Source organism: Pseudomonas sp. MF6755, from assembly GCF_016405635.1.
Classification (GTDB): Bacteria; Pseudomonadota; Gammaproteobacteria; order Pseudomonadales; family Pseudomonadaceae; genus Aquipseudomonas; species Aquipseudomonas haemolytica.
On record NZ_JAEKDA010000005.1, the window covers coordinates 168,656 to 185,246 of the forward strand.

Below are 16,591 nucleotides of genomic sequence, written 5' to 3' on the forward strand. Positions count from 1 at the left end.
CGAGATGAGCGAATACTCCCTTTTCACCTCCGAGTCCGTGTCTGAAGGGCATCCGGACAAAATCGCCGACCAGATCTCTGACGCGGTGCTGGACGCTATCATCGCTGAAGACAAGTTCGCCCGCGTGGCGTGCGAGACGCTGGTGAAAACGGGCGTGGCGATCATCGCCGGCGAAGTCACCACCACGGCCTGGGTCGACCTCGAGCAGATCGTTCGTGACGTGATCACCGATATTGGCTACAACAGCTCCGACGTCGGCTTCGACGGCGCGACCTGCGGCGTGATGAACATCATCGGCAAGCAATCGCCCGACATCAATCAGGGCGTCGACCGTGCCAAGCCTGAAGACCAGGGCGCAGGCGACCAGGGCCTGATGTTCGGCTACGCCAGCAACGAAACCGACGTGCTGATGCCGGCGCCGATCACCTTCTCGCACCAGCTTGTGCAAAGGCAGGCCGAAGCGCGCAAGTCTGGCGTGTTGCCATGGCTGCGCCCGGACGCCAAGTCCCAGGTCACCTGCCGCTACGAAGGCGGCAAGGTAGTGGGTATCGACGCCGTTGTATTGTCGACCCAGCACAACCCGGACGTGTCCTACGCCGACCTGCGCGAAGGCGTGATGGAACTGATCGTCAAGCACGTGCTGCCTGCCGAGTTGCTGACCAAGGACACCCAGTTCCACATCAACCCGACCGGCCAGTTCATCATCGGCGGCCCGGTGGGCGACTGCGGCCTGACCGGTCGCAAGATCATCGTCGACAGCTACGGCGGCATGGCCCGTCACGGCGGTGGCGCGTTCTCCGGCAAGGATCCATCCAAGGTTGACCGTTCCGCGGCTTACGCAGGTCGTTATGTGGCCAAGAACATCGTGGCTGCCGGCCTGGCCGAGCGTTGCGAAATCCAGGTTTCCTATGCCATTGGTGTAGCCCAGCCTACGTCGATCTCGCTGAATACCTTCGGCACCGGCAAGATCAGCGATGACAAGATCGTCAAGCTGGTGCGTGAGATCTTCGACCTGCGCCCTTACGCGATCACCACCATGCTCGACCTGCTGCACCCGATGTACCAGGAAACCGCAGCCTACGGCCACTTCGGTCGTACCCCTGCGCAGAAGACTGTTGGCGATGACACCTTCAGCACCTTCACCTGGGAAAAAACCGACCGCGCCAACGACCTGCGCACCGCCGCCGGCCTGTAATCGTTCGAGGTACATAAAGCCCCGCCGGGCCTGCCCGGCGGGGCTTTTTAGTGTCTGGAAAGCCAATCTCAGATTTTTTGGATCCAAAGCTTGCAGGCCAAATGATGGCCCACTAGAATCCGCGCCCTCTCGGGCCCTTCACCTTATTTGGATATTGCACTGCGCCCGCCCGGGACGGATAAACGCGCAGGCAATCGAACATTGAGGTTTTCATGCGCATTTCCACGCTCGCCCCTGCCGCCCTTCTGCTCAGCCTGTTCACCCTGCCGGCCCATGCCGCCGACCTGAACGCACTGAGCGGCGCCCTGAGTGCCCAACTCGGTGGGGGCAATGCCGGCGACTGCCAGCAGCAAGCCAAAGACCTGCAAACCAAGATCGATGCGGCCAACGCCAAGAACGACATCTTGAAAGTGCGGGCGTATGAGTCCGCGCTGGAACAGGTAAACAAAGCTTGCAACAAAATCGCTGAAAAACAGGCCAAGGTCGACGCCAAGCAGCAAAAGCAGCAGGCCAAGGCTGAAAACAACGACGCAGTGAAAGCCTTGGGTGGTCTGTTCAAGTAAACAGAAACACTCGGTAAAAAGCCCCGCTCAGACGGGGCTTTTTTGTGGCCGTGTGAATCACTTAGGCTGGGCGCTCCTTTCGGGCAAGGATGCTCAGCATGCATGTGTTAATGGCTTTTTTTATCAGCGTTCTACCGGGCTTGGCGTGGGCCGAAGCGTGCCCCGATGACGTTCACCCGCAACTCGACACCCTGGCCAGGCAAGTCAGCCAGTGGGACGACGGTTACCACCGTCAGGGCCAGTCCCCTGTCAGCGACGAACTCTATGACCAGGCCCGCAAGCGCCTCGCGCATTGGCGCGAATGCGCTCGCCAGCCCACGCCGAAAGCTGACAACCCGCTGGCCAGTTCGCGCGGCACATTACCTCACCCGGTCGCGCACACGGGCCTGGAAAAGCTATTGGACGCATCGGCAGTCAGTGACTGGCTCAGCACCCGTCAAGACGTATGGGTCCAGCCCAAGGTCGACGGCGTCGCGGTGACCCTGGTGTATCGTCAGGGTCGCTTGCAGCAGCTCATCAGCCGAGGCGATGGTTTGCTGGGGCACGACTGGTCAGCCTCAGCTGCGAAGATCCCCGGCATCGTCCAACAACTGCCAGATGTAGTTGATGTGGTGCTGCAAGGCGAACTCTATTGGCGTCTGGACCACCATGTGCAATCAATGAAGGGTGGGCTCAATGCGCGCAGCAAAGTGGCCGGGCTGATGAACCGTCACCAGTTGAGCGACGCCGAGGCGGCAGGGATCGGTTTATTCGTCTGGGCCTGGCCAGACGGCCCCACGGACTTCAACGAACGCCTGTCCACCCTGGCCCACTGGGGGTTTACCGACAGCCAACGTTACAGTCATCCCATTGTGGACATCAGCGAAGCCGCGCATTGGCGCATACATTGGTACAACGCACCACTGCCCTTTGCCAGCGACGGCGTGGTGCTGCACCAGGCTGCGCGGGCGCCGGGCAAGCGCTGGCAAGCCAGTGCGCCTTACTGGATGGTTGCCTGGAAGTACCCAACTATCAAAGCCCTGGCACTGGTGCGCAAGGTGCAGTTCAGGGTGGGTCGCACCGGGCGCATCACCCCTATTCTCGAACTGGAACCCGTTCGGCTGGATGATCGGCAGATCAGCCGGGTCAGCGCCAGCTCCCTGAAACGCTGGCAGATCCTGGATATCCGCCCTGGCGACCACGTGTCAATCAGTCTGGCGGGCCAGGTGATTCCTCGGCTGGACGAGGTGATCCTGCGCAACGAAACACGCATGGAGGTGCCGATACCCGACCCCCAGGATTTTCACGCCCTGAGCTGTTGGCAACTGGATCCCGGCTGCGAAGATCAATTGCTCGCCCGCTTGACCTGGCTGAGCGGCAGACAAGGCCTGGCCTTGCCGCATATAGGCCGTGAGACTTGGAACATATTGATCCAGGCCGGTCTAATCGCAGGCTTTCTCGATTGGTTAACCCTGGATGCGACGCAGCTTGCTACCATTGAGGGCTTCGGTGATCGCACCCGTGCGCGGGTGCTCGACAGTATTCAAAGCGCTCGGCAACGCCCTTTTTCACAATGGCTCAAGGCCCTGGGCGTACCGCCGGTGGCGCGCAACAACCTGGAAGGCGACTGGCAGACGCTGGTCGCCAAAGACACCCAAGCCTGGCAGGCCTCAGACGGCATCGGCCCGGGGCGCGCGGCGCAACTCAGCGCTTTTTTTCGCGACCCGCAGGTACAGGCCTTGGCTGAAACATTACGCGGAGCCGGGGTAGATGGGTTTTGAACCCCGCCCGGCCACCTGATTGCGACCTTGGAGCTTTATATGAAATTTCTCGCCCCCTTTGCCCTGCTGACCCTCGCAACCTTCATGGCCACGCCGCTGCTGGCCGCCGAAGACGTGCAACCGCTCAGCGGCTGCGCCGCCAAGCGCCAGGCCATCAGCACCCAAATTGAACAGGCCAAGGCCCACGGTAACAGCCAACAACAAGCCGGTCTGGAAAAAGCCCTGGCTGAAGTCACCGCCCACTGCACCGATGCTTCCCTGCGCAAAGAGCGCGAGAACAAGGTGCTGGACGCCAAGCACGAAGTCAGCCGCCGTCAGGCCGACCTCGACAAGGCGATGAAAAAAGGCGACCCGGACAAGATCAACAAGCGTAAGGACAAGCTGGCAGAATCGCGCAAAGAGTTGCAGGACGCGGTGGAAGAACTCGACCAGTAAAACTGATCAGTGGTCGCGAAACTGTTTATGGCAGGCGCTGCAGGCATCTTCGACTTTTTGCACCGCCGGGCCCAGGTTGCTGGCCTTGTAGGGCTGCACTTGGCTGGCGATCACCAACTCACCGGTGGCCGCCTCAAGGTCGCGGGCCAGTTGCTGGAACTGCGCCTGTTTTTGCCACACGTCGTCCTTGGCACTGGTGCGGTCTTCTTCGCGCACGCTCGGGAAGTGTTTCCACGGCTCATGGGACAAGGCATCCAGCTTGACCGCACCCTCAGCAAACTTGGCGCCATCGAACGGGATACGCCCACGTAACATGCCGCCCAGGTCTTCGCCGGTCTTGAGCATCTGCTTGAAGATCGCCTTGCGCTGACCCAGGGGAGAATTGGGGTCAACCCCGCCACAGGCGGACAAGGCCAGGCAGGCCAGCAGTACAACGGTGAGTTTTTTTAACATCATGATGGCTTCAAGGTCACGGGAAACGGCGGCCAGTATCCTCGCACCGCCCACAAAGACCAATAGCCCTATTAATAATAAGGGTTGTCCGAATGCAATGAAGCACGGGCAACCGCTTCAGGAATTGCTTAGATGAATGTCACCTTGAAACCCTGGAGCCGCCGCCTGGCGTTGGCTCTGCCGATGATCGCACTGCTGGCCGGCTGCGATGCAGGTAAAGACACCGGCAAGGAAGTCGCCAAGGAAGAAGCCAAACCTCACGCTGTAGCCACCTATGTAAGCGCTCCGTGGGAAGCCTTGCCGGTTGTCTCCGACAGCGATTTACTGGCCGGGTTTGAATCCTGGCGCAGCGCCTGCCAGCGCCTCAAGGCCGACCCGGTCTGGGGCACGACCTGCGCCGCAGCGGCCAGCGTACCCGGCGATGCCGTGGCGGTGCGTGGCTTCCTCAAGGAGCACCTGGATGTATTCGGCCTGCGTTCGGCTGACAACACGCCACACGGCTTGATCACCGGCTACTACGAGCCGGTCTACCCCGGCAGCCTGACCGAAACTGCCAGCGCCCACGTGCCGGTATACGGCGTGCCGGATGACCTGATCATCGTCAACCTTGAAAGCATCTACCCCGAACTCAAGGGCAAGCGCCTGCGCGGACGCCTGGAAGGCCGTGTGCTCAAGCCCTATGACGACGCCAGCACCCTCAACAGCCAAGGCTCCACCGCCAAACCGATTGCCTGGCTGACCGATCCGATGGACCTGCAATTCCTGCAGATTCAGGGCTCGGGGCGTATTCAACTCGCCGGCGGGCGCCAGCTGCGTGTCGGTTATGGCGACCAGAACGGCCACCCCTACCGCCCTATCGGCCGTTGGCTGGTAGAGCAAGGCGAGCTGAAAAAAGAAGATGTGACCATGGGCGCCATCAGCGCCTGGGCCAAGGCACACCCGCAGCGCATTCCAGAACTGTTGGCGAGCAACCCCAGCTACGTCTTCTTCAGCGCCCGCCCCGACAGTAACGAAGGCCCACGCGGCTCGCTGAACGTGCCACTGACCGCCGGCTACAGCGTGGCAGTGGATCGCAAGGTGATCCCCCTGGGTAGCCTGCTGTGGCTGTCGACCACTAAACCCGACGGCTCACCGATCACAAGACCCGTCGCGGCCCAGGACACCGGGGGCGCAATCACTGGCGAAGTGCGCGCAGACTTGTTCTGGGGCACGGGTGACGCCGCGGGCGAGATGGCAGGGAATATGAAGCAACAAGGGCAGATCTGGATGTTGTGGCCCAAGGGTGCAACGTTGCCCCAGGTACCGGATGCACCAGCAGGTACCTGACAGGCGCTAAAAATCAAATGTGGGAGCAAGCCCCCTCCCACATAGGGTTTGCGTCAGCCCCTAGATCGAGACGAAGAAAAAGCTCGCAATCAAAGCCATCCCCACAAACCACACCAACGACCGCAACATCGCCCAGTCCGCCAGGTAGCAGATGATGTACAGCAGGCGGCTGGTGATAAACAGCACCGCCAGTACATTAAGGGTCACCAGCGACGCCGTGCCGGCCAGGTGCGCGATGATCACAGCGGCGGCAAACGCCGGGGTCACTTCAAAGCTGTTGAGTTGCGCACTGTGGGCGCGTTTGGCGAAGCCTTCGAGGGAATCGAGGAAGGCACGCGGGTCGTGGTTCTGCCGCGGCCCGAACTTGCCGCCGCTGAACTTGGCCACACCTGTGCACAGGTACGGCAGAAAGATTGCGATCAACACACACCAGAAAGCCACTGTCATCACTCATTCCTTTTTTGGATTTATCAGACGGTTAGAGTTTCATCACGAACATGCCGATCAACACCAACCCACAGGCTATGAGCCGTGGGCGGCCGAAAGGTTCTTTCAGGTAACGCATACCGAACAACACCACCAGGATCACACTGACTTCCCGCAGCGCGGCGGCCTCGGCAATCGAGCCCAACTGCATGGCCCAAAGCACCAAAGCGTAGCTCAACAACACGCATAACCCCACGCTCAGCCCCAACTGCCACTGAGTGCGCCAGAACAGGCTGAACGCCGCGCGTTTGCGCACCAGCGCCAGCAACGGAAACGGCCAGGCGCTGATCAGCGTCAGCCACACCAGGTAATCCAACGGGTGCGACCAGCGCCGTAGCGCCTGCCCATCCAGAAAGGTGTAGCAACCAATACACAGGCCGATCAGCAACACCACCGGTAGCATCGACCAGGGCAACCGGTCACCACCACCGCCCTGCCACAACAGGCACAACATGCCGAACGGGATCAGCAGGATCCCCAGAACCTGCTGGGTACTCAGCACTTCGCCGGCAAACACCAGGGTCAGCACGAGCACCACCAACGGCGACAAACCGCGCATCAACGGATACACCAGGCCCAGGTCACCGACTCGATAGGCCTGGATCAACAAATAGCGATAGAGCAATTCAAACAACGCCGAGGCAATGATCCACGGCCAGATTTCCAGCGGCGGCAAGGACACAAACCCCACCGCAAACACCACGAACAACAACGCCACGCTGTCCATGCAGGCAATGACTAAAAGGCGCTCGCCACTGAACTTGATCAAGGTGTTCCACGTCGCATGCAACAACGCCGCTACCAGCACCAGTGCTGTCGCTACCACTAGAACCTCCTCAATTGATTCTTCATGTAACTGCACCTGTTTATACTAAACGCTGCCTCCGCGCACCCGTGCGCCTACATTCCCCTGCTCCAAGGACCCCGGATGCTTGAACTTGTCGCCGCCTTCATTTGCCTCACCACCCTGCTCACCTATGTGAACTTCCGCTTTATCGGCCTGCCGCCGACCATCGGCGTGATGGTCACCGCGCTAATCTTCTCGCTGATCCTGCAAGGCCTGAGCGTGCTCGGCTACCCGGGCCTGGAGGAACGCGTCCAGCAACTGATCGGCCAGATCGACTTTGGCGATTTGCTGATGAACTGGATGCTCTCGTTCTTGCTGTTCGCCGGTGCTTTGCATGTCAACTTGAACGATTTGCGCAGCTATCGCTGGCCCATCGGCCTGCTGGCAACCTTTGGTGTGTTGATTGCCACCGTGGTGATCGGCAGCCTGGCATACTACATCTTCGCCCTGTTTGGCTGGCACGTCAGCTTCCTCTACTGCCTGCTGTTCGGCGCACTGATTTCCCCCACCGACCCGATCGCAGTGCTCGGCGTGCTGCGTACCGCCAACGCGTCGAAACCGTTGAAAACCACCATCGTCGGCGAGTCGCTGTTCAACGACGGTACTGCCGTGGTGGTGTTTACCGTGCTGCTGGGCATCGCGCAGTTGGGTGAGACACCCACCGTGGGCGCCACCGCCATGCTGTTTGCCCACGAAGCCATTGGCGGCGTGGTCTTTGGCGGGCTGATCGGCTACCTCGTGTACCTGATGATCAAAAGCATCGAACAGCACCAGATCGAAGTCATGCTGACCCTCGCCCTGGTGATCGGTGGCTCGGCCATGGCTTCGGAACTGCACGTTTCCGCGCCGATTGCGATGGTGGTCGCAGGGCTGATCATCGGCAACCTGGGACGCAAGCTGGCGATGAACGACATGACGCGTCGCTACCTGGATGGCTTCTGGGAACTGCTCGATGACATGCTCAACGCCTTGCTGTTTGCGCTGATCGGCATGGAGCTGTTGCTATTGCCGTTCAACTGGCTGCACGTGTTCGCGGCCAGTTTGCTGGCGGTGGCGATCCTGCTCTCGCGCCTGCTGACCGTGGCCCCGGCGATCCTGCTGCTGCGGCGCTGGCGCACGGTGCCACGCGGTACGATCCGCATACTCACCTGGGGCGGTTTGCGTGGTGGCGTCTCGGTAGCACTGGCCTTGGCCCTGCCACTCGGCCCGGAGCGTGACTTGTTGCTGAGCATCACCTACATCGTGGTGCTGTCTTCGATCCTGTTGCAGGGCTTGAGCATCGGCAAGCTGGTCAAGCACGTGACCCGGGATGAGCCTCAGGCCACGCCTGAACTTCACTGATCCTTATTGAGCTGTTGCGGATGCCTTGGGTCCGCAGCCGCTTTACCCGGCAGGCTGGTCTCGCTGCGAATTTGCGCATGGCTGATCAGCGCGAAGATGAAGCTGCCGCCGATGATGTTGCCGGCCAGGGTCGGTCCGGCGAAGACCAGCCAGAAGTCCTTCCACGGCAACTCGCCGGCAAACACCAAGTACGACACTTCCGCCGAGCCAACCACGATATGGGTAAAATCCCCTAGCGCCATCAGGTAGGTGATCAGGATGATGATCCACAACTTGGCGCTTTCCATCGACGGGATCATCCACACCATAGTCGCGATCATCCAACCGGAAACAATGCCCTTGGCAAACATTTGCCCGGGGTCGTTTTCCATGATTTTGCGGCCGATCTCAAGGAAAGCCATGTCGGTCTTGGTATCGAAAATCGGCAGGTGCAACATCACGTAAGCCACCAGCAACGTACCGCACAGGTTACCCACCAGCACCACTGTCCATAGCCGTAGCAGTCGCCCGGCATTGCCCAGCGTAGGCTTGCTCATGACCGGCAGCACGGCCGTCAGAGTGTTTTCAGTGAACAGTTGCTGGCGCGCCAGGATCACTGCGAGAAACCCCGCGCAATAGCCAAAGCTGGCAATCACTTTGAATGCCTCAGCGTCCGGCAGGCGTGAATTGAGCAACCCCATGGCCATCAGCGATAGGCCCATGGTGAGCCCGGCGGCCAGTGCCGACCACCACAAGGCGGCGACACTGCGCTCCAGCTCCTGGTCGCCTTGGGTGCGGATGATTTCGTGCAACACAGCCGCGCGCGGCGGCTGGTTCTTGTCAACGTCCTGCTGCTCTTCCTGCGACAGGTTGGGGGTCTTGCCGTCTGCTTGAGTGGCCATGATGTACCAGAGTCCAAGGGGTGCCTGTAGCTACGACACGCCGCGGCGGTAGCTGTTCAGCGGCCTCGGCAACTAAACCGGAATACGCCAGGCCTTGGCCTGTTCCACGGTGGTGGAGCTGAACGGTGTTTTCCAGGGCTTATTGCGCGCTTGATAATATTTGATGATGCCGTCGAGCACGCTGTTGAAGTCAGCCGGGGTCGTTGCCTCGCCCAGGTCACGCACCGCGCGCTGTAACAGCTCAACGTTGGCTGCCGGCTGGCCAGGCCGGTATAGCGATGGGTAAATAACCTCCCGCGTAAAGTTTTCAGCCTTGACCTTGATATCCCGTCTTTGCATTTCAGCAATGGCACTGTCCAACACTTTGGACATGCCTGATGCATTGCCCGATGCCAGCTTGGCGCCCACCTGCAAAAGCTGCTGGAAATTACGATGGCCCGGCGCATTCAGGCGCTTGCCAAGCCAGTCGATATCCTCTGGCCTGCGCGCCAGGGCATCCAGGTTGCGTAGCGCCGAGGCTAACTTGGGCGTGATTACCAGGGACGTGCTGGACTGATTAGCTTCGGCAATTGCACTGTCCAGCGCCTGTAATGCCTGTTGCGCCTCCTTGCGAAACCGCAACGCGTCTGCGCTGGCCGGGTCCTTCTGCAGCTCATTCTGCACACTGGCCAGCATTTGATCATCCATCGCCATCACGGCATCGTCCACCGAAGCGAACTCGTGGCGCTCACGCACCACCTCGCGCTTTGCCAGGTGCCCGAGTACCGCTTGATGGGCCTTGACCTGCAAGTACTGTTTCTGGTCCGGGGTCATGGTGAAGTTGACTGTACCGTTAAGCAGGCCGCGAAAATCACCTTTTTCCGAGTTCAGCGGCAACGTGACCGTCTGCGCCACAAAATCGTTGAGCCGGTCATTTTGGTAAGCCTCAGCAGCGGTATGCGGCGTGCCGGTGAAAGTGTCCGCCAGATAACTGAAAACACCTCCGCTTTGGGGCGGTGCTGACGTATCTTCGGACTCGAATTTGACGATCAGCGATTCGTCCTTGCCCAGTGGGCTCTCTGGAAAAGAACGCTCGATGACACCAGGGGCCGGCGTATTGAGGAGCAGTCCACCATCCTGAAAAGCCGTGACCTGCGCGACCGTCTGGAACCCATGGCCTTGTTCGGTCGGGCTTTTGAACAGGCCCGGCAACGCGCCCGAAATACGTGCAGCACGGGCGATGTCCATATCCGGTGTCAGGCTGGCATTGAACACCACCAACTGCGGGCGGCCATCGAACATGCCCGTGCCGGTGATGTTCAGTTGCTTGATCGCCGGGATATGGCGGCTCAATACCTCCAGGTCGCGAAAGGTGGGCCCTGCTCCGGCGCTGAGTTTGCTGGCGATTTGCGTGACTTCGGGTGGTCGGTTGGCCGCAGGCATCGCAGCGATATGGGCAAGAATCGATTGACGCGATTCGTTGCGAATCAAGTCCTCAAGGGGCTGCGCCTCGGTTTGCAGGCGCGGCAACAGGGTCAGCAGCAGTTGAGAAATATTACCGGCCGGGCCAGGCAGTTTTCCGGCGAGCTTGCCAAGCGTGGAACTGGCATCCTGCAACCAGGCCATCACCGGGTCTTTGCTGTTGAGCAAGCTGGGCAGGTCAAGGTTGTTCGACAGTTTCGTGAACGACTGGGCGTCCATGCCACTGGCAAGCAGCGTTGCGGAAATCGCACCGGCAGAGGAGCCGGAGACCACCTTGATGCCTTTGAGTTTGTCGGCGCCTTCAAGCGCCTGCACCATGCCCGGGAAAGCAATGCCTTTGGCGCCACCGCCACTGAGCACCAAGTGTGCCGGCGGGGGCGGTGACAACACCACCTCCACACGCCCATCGCCGTGACGATAAATACTCAGGTTGCGCTCGCCCACGCCTTTGACCAAAGGCGTCTTCACGTCCTGGTCGGTGGTTTGAGGCAGTGGGGGTTGATGGTGTACAGCCGAACTGGATACTTTCATACACGGGGCTCTCTCTACAGGATGTAGTCCTGAGTGTTGAGAGAGCCTCGGAATGATCCATGCGGAATGATTTGGTAAAGCAAATCACGCGGCGCAAGTGTTACTCGGGAAGGCCGTCGTCCTTGAACTGGTCCTTCACGTACTTGATTTCGGTACGCCCGTGGGGCGCCGGCAAACCGTCTTCGCCGAGGTTGACGAAGACCATTTTTTCCACGGTCAGGATGCTTTTGCGGGTAATTTTGTTGCGCACTTCACAGGTCAGGGAAATGGAGGTGCGGCCGAACTCGGTGGCGGTGATGCCCAGCTCGATGATGTCGCCCTGGCGCGAGGCGCTGACAAAATTGATTTCGGAGATGTACTTGGTCACTACGCGTTGGTTGCCCAACTGGACGATGGCGTAGATGGCTGCTTCTTCGTCGATCCAGCGCAGCAGGCTGCCACCGAACAGGGTGCCGTTGGGGTTGAGGTCTTCAGGTTTTACCCATTTGCGGGTGTGGAAGTTCATGGTCACTCCAAAGCGTCTTGCGAAATGATGGGAAACATCATGGCAGAGCCTGGGCCCAAGCTCTATGAGCCATTGCCTATCAACCCCATGAGCGATCTTCATGCCGCTGACGGAAAGGCTTGGGAAGTACGGCGTACACGGCTATAATCGCCCCCGCTTCAAAACGGTCATCTTCGATTGATACCGTTCTCCCGCCACCTGTCCGAGGGGCGCTGCAGCAGGTTCAACCTGTCAGGCTCGGATGGGGCGTTGTCCGGCCCGGTTGCCCTGGCCTGATACTAAACGCACAACGGCGCCCATTCGCACACTACGAATGGAGGCTCTTCATGAGCGCTGTAATTACGCCTGCAGATTTCAACGACTACAAAGTCGCCGACATGTCCCTCGCTGCCTGGGGCCGTCGCGAAACCTTTATCGCCGAATCCGAAATGCCTGCCCTGATGGGCCTGCGTCGCAAGTACGCCGCTGAGCAGCCGCTCAAGGGCGCGAAGATCCTCGGCTGCATCCACATGACCATCCAGACTGCCGTACTGATCGAAACCCTGGTTGCCCTGGGTGCCGAAGTGCGCTGGTCGTCCTGCAACATCTTCTCGACTCAAGACCAGGCCGCCGCCGCTATCGCTGCTGCCGGTATCCCGGTATTCGCCTGGAAAGGCGAGACCGAGCAAGAGTACGAGTGGTGCCTGGAGCAAACCATCCTCAAGGATGGCGCGCCATGGGATGCCAACATGATCCTCGACGACGGCGGCGACCTGACCGAGCTGCTGCACAAGAAGTACCCGCAGATCCTCGACCGCGTCCACGGCGTGACCGAAGAAACCACCACCGGCGTACACCGCTTGCTGGACATGCTGGCCAAGGGCGAGCTGAAAATCCCGGCCATCAACGTCAACGACTCGGTGACCAAGAGCAAGAACGACAACAAGTACGGCTGCCGTCACAGCCTCAACGACGCGATCAAGCGCGGCACCGACCACCTGCTGTCGGGCAAGCAAGCCCTGGTGATCGGCTACGGTGACGTGGGCAAGGGTTCGTCCCAGTCCCTGCGTCAGGAAGGCATGATCGTCAAGGTTTCCGAAGTTGACCCGATCTGCGCCATGCAAGCCTGCATGGACGGTTTCGAAGTGGTTTCGCCGTTCATCGACGGCGTCAACGACGGCACCGCCGCCAGCATCGACAAGGCTCTGCTGGGCAAGATCGACCTGATCGTCACCACCACCGGTAACGTGAACGTCTGCGACGCCAACATGCTCGCAGCCCTGAAAAAGCGTGCTGTGGTGTGCAACATCGGTCACTTCGACAACGAAATCGACACCGCTTTCATGCGCAAAAACTGGGCATGGGAAGAAGTGAAGCCACAGGTACACAAGGTTCACCGTACCGGCGCTGGTGATTTCGACCCGCAGAACGATGACTACCTGATCCTGCTGGCCGAAGGCCGCCTGGTTAACCTGGGTAACGCCACTGGCCACCCAAGCCGCATCATGGATGGCTCGTTCGCCAACCAGGTACTGGCCCAGATCTTCCTGTTCGGCCAGAAATACGCCGACCTCTCGCCGGCCCAGAAAGCCGAGCGCCTGACCGTGGAAGTACTGCCGAAGAAACTCGACGAAGAAGTGGCCCTGGAAATGGTCCGCGGCTTTGGCGGCGTAGTGACTCAACTGACCAAGACCCAGGCCGACTACATCGGCGTGACGGTTGAAGGTCCGTTCAAGCCGCACGCTTACCGCTACTGATTTGCCTGCTGCCCGCTCTCTATTGTGGGGGCGGGCTTGTGTGGGAGCGGGCTTGCTCGCGAATGCGGTGTATCAGCCCATACATTCGGCGACTGACACACCGCATTCGCGAGCAAGCCCGCTCCCACATTAAATCGGTGCATGACTTCCGGTATCTGAGTTTCATAGGGTTATTACCATGTCCCAAGACCGTCGCTACAGCTTCGAGTTCTTCCCGACCAAGACCGATGCTGGGCATGAAAAACTGATGGCGACTGCCAAGCAGTTGGCCAGCTACAACCCCGACTTCTTCTCCTGCACCTACGGCGCCGGCGGTTCGACCCGCGACCGCACGATCAACACCGTGTTGCAGCTGGAAAGCCAAGTCAAAGTTCCCGCCGCTCCGCACTTGTCGTGCGTGGGCGACAGCAAGGACGACCTGCGCGGCCTGCTCACCCATTACCAGCAAGCCGGCATCAAGCGCATCGTTGCCCTGCGCGGCGACCTGCCATCCGGCATGGGCATGGCCAGCGGTGAGCTGCGCTACGCCAACGAGCTGGTGAGCTTCATCCGCGAAGAGAGCGGCGATCACTTCCATATCGAAGTGGCCGCTTACCCGGAGATGCACCCACAGGCGCGCAATTTCGAAGACGATTTGCAGAACTTCGTGCGCAAGGCCAATGCTGGCGCCAACAGCGCAATCACCCAGTACTTCTTCAACGCCGACAGCTACTTCTACTTCGTTGAGCGTGTACGGGCGATGGGTGTGAACATCCCGATCGTGCCGGGCATCATGCCGATCACCAACTACAGCAAGCTGGCGCGGTTCTCCGACGCCTGCGGTGCGGAGATCCCACGCTGGGTGCGCAAGCAGCTGGAAGCCTATGGCGACGACGTCAAGAGCATCCAGGCGTTCGGCGAGCAGGTCATCACCGAAATGTGTGAGCAATTATTGCAAGGTGGTGCGCCAGGGCTGCATTTCTATACCCTGAACCAGGCTGAACCGAGCCTTGCTGTCTGGAACAACCTCAAGCTGCCACGCTAAGGCTTGACCGGTTGTGCCAAGGCCCTCGTCCAGACGAGGGCCTTTGTCGTTTTACGTGACCCACGGAACCCCGCAGTCCATGAATACAGTGCCCCCGACTTCCCGCCCGCAACTGGTCTACCTGGTCTTCGGTGCCGAGACCTACCACCAGGAAGCAGTCTTCAGCATCGCCAGCGCACTGGCGTTCCTGCAGGACACCCCGGACGCGAACGTGGACATCCAGGTATTCAGCGACAACCCCGAGCCTTATCGCCTGCTGCCAGTACGCGTGCGTCCCCTCGACGACGCCACGCGTAAACGCTGGAGCGAGCCCCACGGCTATCACTTCCGCACCAAACACGTGGTGCTGCGCCAAGTATTGGAAGAATCCCCGGTGGCGTTGCTGATCGACACCGACACCTTCTTCCACCATTCGCCCATGGCCCTGTTCGAACGCGTACAGCCCGGCACCCTGCTGTGCAACGCCTTCTACACCAAGTACGGCGACAACCACGAAAGCATCCTCTACACCGCCCTGCACCAGCGCCTGCTGGACATGGGCGTGGCCGACGATGACATGATGACCCTCAACTCCGGGGTCATGGGCCTGACCCAACAGGATGCCCACATCCTCGACCGCTCCATCGAATTGATGGATGAACTGTTCCCCCACGCCCAGGGCGCCTACACCCTGGAAGAGTTCTGCCTGTCCATCGCCGCCTACCGCACCGTCAACGTGCGCGAGTGCCCAGACCTGATCCATCATTACTGGAGCCGCAAGCAGCTGTTCCGGGCCAAGGTCAAGGCGTGGATCGCCAAGCACGCCAGCGCCCCGACCAGCGCGCAAGCCCTGGCCGATACTCGCCAGGTCTCCTCGCACCTGCCGCGCCCGCCGCGCTTGCAGCGCCTGATGTACAAGCTGATTACCCTGCTGCTGCCCAAGCACCAGCAACAGTTCATCCGTGAGATCCTCTACGGCTGCTACGAACACGAGAACGAATTCGACCAGGCCTGCGGCCCGGTTTGGTGGGACAAGGCCCGACAAAACCAGGAAGAACGCCAGAAGCGCCCGATCGATGCCCACCAGTTGGAACACTGGTTCGCCAACCCCGTGGTGCGCCTGATTCTGGGCGAGCGCCGTGCCGCGATCCACGAACACCTACTGGACGCTCCGGTGAAATAAGGCCGCCCGCCAATGCGCGTGCCAGAGCTTCTCTTTCTTCCGGGAGCGTCGTAACCTCAGGTATGCCTGTCCTTTTCAAGCTGTTGACCGCTGCACTTTTTGCTTGCCTGAGCCTGGCCGCTTATGGCGAGAAATTGCGCATTGTCACCGAGCCCTGGGCCCCCTACGTTTATGAGGACAACGGCAGCATGGCCGGGCTGGATTATGAAACCACTGTGATCGTCTTCCAGCGCCTGGGCGTGGAGGTGCAATGGCAGTTCCTGCCCTGGAAGCGCTGCCTGGCGATGCTCGAACAGGGCCATGCCGACGGCGCGCTGGATATCTTCCACAGCCAGGACCGTGACGCTCTGCTGCTCTATCCCAGCGAGCCCTTGTCAGCAGTCGAATTCGTGCTGTTCTACGCCAACGAACGCCCTCACCCCGCCGAAACGCTGGATGACCTGCGTGGCCTGACCGTTGGTATTTCCCCCGGCTACCTCTATGGCGATGCATTCAGTGAGTCCAGCGCATTCCAGCGTGAACCCGCCCCCAGCCATGAAGCCAATTTCGGCAAGCTCATGCTCGGGCGTATCGATATGGTGGTGACTGACCGGCGAGTAGGGCAGCACGTGATCAAGGCGCTGGGCCTGGAGGGCAAGGTCAGCCAGGCATCGGTGGTAGTCAGCCACCAGCAGCAATTCCTCGCGGTACGGCGTGGCGCAGGCATGGACCTGCTGGTACAACGCTTTGCCGCCGAGCTCAAGCGCTTCAAGCAAGAGCCGGCCTATGCCTCCTTGAGTGCCAAATATGCTGGAATACACCCGCAAACAGCGACGATGCCAGCCCGCAGGCACGCCGTTGAGCAGCAGGAAAGCAGCGCACCGTGATTGCTCTGTTATACTCCGG

16 protein-coding genes and 1 riboswitch are annotated in these 16,591 nt (G+C 60.3%); of the genes, 10 read left to right on the forward strand and 6 right to left on the reverse strand.

Annotated elements, in window-relative coordinates; translation table 11 throughout:
• Positions 1 to 4: 4 nt before the first annotated feature.
• The 4 genes from metK to JFT66_RS07945 all read left to right on the forward strand — a co-directional run bounded on the left by metK (position 5) and on the right by JFT66_RS07945 (position 3,953).
• Complete coding sequence (gene metK / locus JFT66_RS07930; protein ID WP_003194964.1) at positions 5 to 1,195, forward strand: methionine adenosyltransferase; 1,191 nt, start codon at positions 5 to 7, stop codon at positions 1,193 to 1,195.
• A gap of 212 nt (positions 1,196 to 1,407) precedes the next feature.
• Positions 1,408 to 1,758, forward strand: coding sequence for a hypothetical protein (locus JFT66_RS07935; RefSeq protein WP_034116189.1), 351 nt, complete (start codon positions 1,408 to 1,410; stop codon positions 1,756 to 1,758).
• Between the two features lie 98 nt (positions 1,759 to 1,856).
• Positions 1,857 to 3,518, forward strand: a complete 1,662-nt coding sequence (gene ligB / locus JFT66_RS07940) for an NAD-dependent DNA ligase LigB (protein WP_198859073.1) — start codon at positions 1,857 to 1,859, stop codon at positions 3,516 to 3,518.
• Positions 3,519 to 3,557: 39 nt separating this feature from the next.
• Positions 3,558 to 3,953: a DUF1090 domain-containing protein gene (locus JFT66_RS07945; protein WP_034116191.1), complete on the forward strand. Its 396-nt coding sequence runs from the start codon at positions 3,558 to 3,560 to the stop codon at positions 3,951 to 3,953.
• A gap of 6 nt (positions 3,954 to 3,959) precedes the next feature.
• Here the strand turns inward: JFT66_RS07945 and JFT66_RS07950 are convergent, their stop codons facing one another.
• Complete coding sequence (locus JFT66_RS07950) at positions 3,960 to 4,409, reverse strand: c-type cytochrome (RefSeq protein WP_198859074.1); 450 nt, start codon at positions 4,407 to 4,409, stop codon at positions 3,960 to 3,962.
• 129 nt (positions 4,410 to 4,538) lie between these two features.
• On the opposite strand from JFT66_RS07950, the gene mltA reads away from it, so the two are divergent.
• Positions 4,539 to 5,732 (forward strand): murein transglycosylase A, encoded by a 1,194-nt coding sequence (mltA, locus tag JFT66_RS07955; protein WP_153837473.1) that lies wholly within the window; start codon positions 4,539 to 4,541, stop codon positions 5,730 to 5,732.
• 60 nt (positions 5,733 to 5,792) lie between these two features.
• On the opposite strand, the gene JFT66_RS07960 is transcribed toward mltA, so the two are convergent.
• Positions 5,793 to 6,179: an MAPEG family protein gene (locus JFT66_RS07960; RefSeq protein WP_198859075.1), complete on the reverse strand. Its 387-nt coding sequence runs from the start codon at positions 6,177 to 6,179 to the stop codon at positions 5,793 to 5,795.
• Between the two features lie 31 nt (positions 6,180 to 6,210).
• A complete protein-coding gene (locus tag JFT66_RS07965) occupies positions 6,211 to 7,044 on the reverse strand; it encodes an EamA family transporter (RefSeq protein WP_034116195.1) in 834 nt (277 codons plus the stop codon).
• Between the two features lie 102 nt (positions 7,045 to 7,146).
• Between JFT66_RS07965 and JFT66_RS07970 the strand changes: the two genes are divergently transcribed.
• Positions 7,147 to 8,406 (forward strand): cation:proton antiporter, encoded by a 1,260-nt coding sequence (locus JFT66_RS07970; RefSeq protein ID WP_034116196.1) that lies wholly within the window; start codon positions 7,147 to 7,149, stop codon positions 8,404 to 8,406.
• Here the strand turns inward: JFT66_RS07970 and JFT66_RS07975 are convergent.
• The 3 genes from JFT66_RS07975 to JFT66_RS07985 form a co-directional block, all read right to left on the reverse strand.
• Positions 8,400 to 9,287 carry a formate/nitrite transporter family protein gene (locus JFT66_RS07975; RefSeq protein WP_034116197.1) on the reverse strand — a complete coding sequence of 296 codons (888 nt, stop codon included), beginning with the start codon at positions 9,285 to 9,287 and terminating at the stop codon, positions 8,400 to 8,402. The two genes, JFT66_RS07970 and JFT66_RS07975, sit on opposite strands and share 7 nt — an antisense overlap.
• A gap of 72 nt (positions 9,288 to 9,359) precedes the next feature.
• A complete protein-coding gene (locus JFT66_RS07980) occupies positions 9,360 to 11,279 on the reverse strand; it encodes a patatin-like phospholipase family protein (protein WP_198859076.1) in 1,920 nt (639 codons plus the stop codon).
• Positions 11,280 to 11,379: 100 nt separating this feature from the next.
• On the reverse strand, positions 11,380 to 11,784 hold the full coding sequence (locus JFT66_RS07985; protein WP_034116199.1) for an acyl-CoA thioesterase: 405 nt from the start codon (positions 11,782 to 11,784) through the stop codon (positions 11,380 to 11,382).
• 198 nt (positions 11,785 to 11,982) lie between these two features.
• A riboswitch (S-adenosyl-L-homocysteine riboswitch) is annotated at positions 11,983 to 12,089 on the forward strand.
• Positions 12,090 to 12,110: 21 nt separating this feature from the next.
• Here JFT66_RS07985 and ahcY point away from each other — a divergent pair.
• The 4 genes from ahcY to JFT66_RS08005 all read left to right on the forward strand — a co-directional run bounded on the left by ahcY (position 12,111) and on the right by JFT66_RS08005 (position 16,572).
• Positions 12,111 to 13,520 carry an adenosylhomocysteinase gene (gene ahcY, locus JFT66_RS07990; RefSeq protein WP_034116200.1) on the forward strand — a complete coding sequence of 470 codons (1,410 nt, stop codon included), beginning with the start codon at positions 12,111 to 12,113 and terminating at the stop codon, positions 13,518 to 13,520.
• A 178-nt stretch (positions 13,521 to 13,698) separates the two neighbouring features.
• Positions 13,699 to 14,544, forward strand: a complete 846-nt coding sequence (gene metF / locus JFT66_RS07995) for a methylenetetrahydrofolate reductase [NAD(P)H] (protein ID WP_034116201.1) — start codon at positions 13,699 to 13,701, stop codon at positions 14,542 to 14,544.
• A gap of 79 nt (positions 14,545 to 14,623) precedes the next feature.
• The gene (locus tag JFT66_RS08000) at positions 14,624 to 15,706 is read left to right on the forward strand and encodes a hypothetical protein (RefSeq protein ID WP_034116202.1); all 1,083 of its coding nucleotides are present in this window, start codon (positions 14,624 to 14,626) and stop codon (positions 15,704 to 15,706) included.
• 62 nt (positions 15,707 to 15,768) lie between these two features.
• Positions 15,769 to 16,572, forward strand: a complete 804-nt coding sequence (locus JFT66_RS08005; protein WP_034116203.1) for a substrate-binding periplasmic protein — start codon at positions 15,769 to 15,771, stop codon at positions 16,570 to 16,572.
• Positions 16,573 to 16,591 lie beyond the last annotated feature (19 nt).

Coding starts and splice junctions, on each gene's coding strand:
- JFT66_RS08005 (WP_034116203.1), top strand. CDS start 15,769: ATGCCTGTCCTTTTCAAGCTGTTGACCGCTGCACTTTTTGCTTGCCTG.
- JFT66_RS07980 (WP_198859076.1), bottom strand. CDS start 11,279: ATGAAAGTATCCAGTTCGGCTGTACACCATCAACCCCCACTGCCTCAA.
- JFT66_RS07970 (WP_034116196.1), top strand. CDS start 7,147: ATGCTTGAACTTGTCGCCGCCTTCATTTGCCTCACCACCCTGCTCACC.
- mltA (WP_153837473.1), top strand. CDS start 4,539: ATGAATGTCACCTTGAAACCCTGGAGCCGCCGCCTGGCGTTGGCTCTG.
- metF (WP_034116201.1), top strand. CDS start 13,699: ATGTCCCAAGACCGTCGCTACAGCTTCGAGTTCTTCCCGACCAAGACC.
- JFT66_RS07950 (WP_198859074.1), bottom strand. CDS start 4,409: ATGATGTTAAAAAAACTCACCGTTGTACTGCTGGCCTGCCTGGCCTTG.
- ligB (WP_198859073.1), top strand. CDS start 1,857: ATGCATGTGTTAATGGCTTTTTTTATCAGCGTTCTACCGGGCTTGGCG.
- ahcY (WP_034116200.1), top strand. CDS start 12,111: ATGAGCGCTGTAATTACGCCTGCAGATTTCAACGACTACAAAGTCGCC.
- metK (WP_003194964.1), top strand. CDS start 5: ATGAGCGAATACTCCCTTTTCACCTCCGAGTCCGTGTCTGAAGGGCAT.
- JFT66_RS07975 (WP_034116197.1), bottom strand. CDS start 9,287: ATGGCCACTCAAGCAGACGGCAAGACCCCCAACCTGTCGCAGGAAGAG.
- JFT66_RS08000 (WP_034116202.1), top strand. CDS start 14,624: ATGAATACAGTGCCCCCGACTTCCCGCCCGCAACTGGTCTACCTGGTC.
- JFT66_RS07960 (WP_198859075.1), bottom strand. CDS start 6,179: ATGACAGTGGCTTTCTGGTGTGTGTTGATCGCAATCTTTCTGCCGTAC.
- JFT66_RS07945 (WP_034116191.1), top strand. CDS start 3,558: ATGAAATTTCTCGCCCCCTTTGCCCTGCTGACCCTCGCAACCTTCATG.
- JFT66_RS07935 (WP_034116189.1), top strand. CDS start 1,408: ATGCGCATTTCCACGCTCGCCCCTGCCGCCCTTCTGCTCAGCCTGTTC.
- JFT66_RS07985 (WP_034116199.1), bottom strand. CDS start 11,784: ATGAACTTCCACACCCGCAAATGGGTAAAACCTGAAGACCTCAACCCC.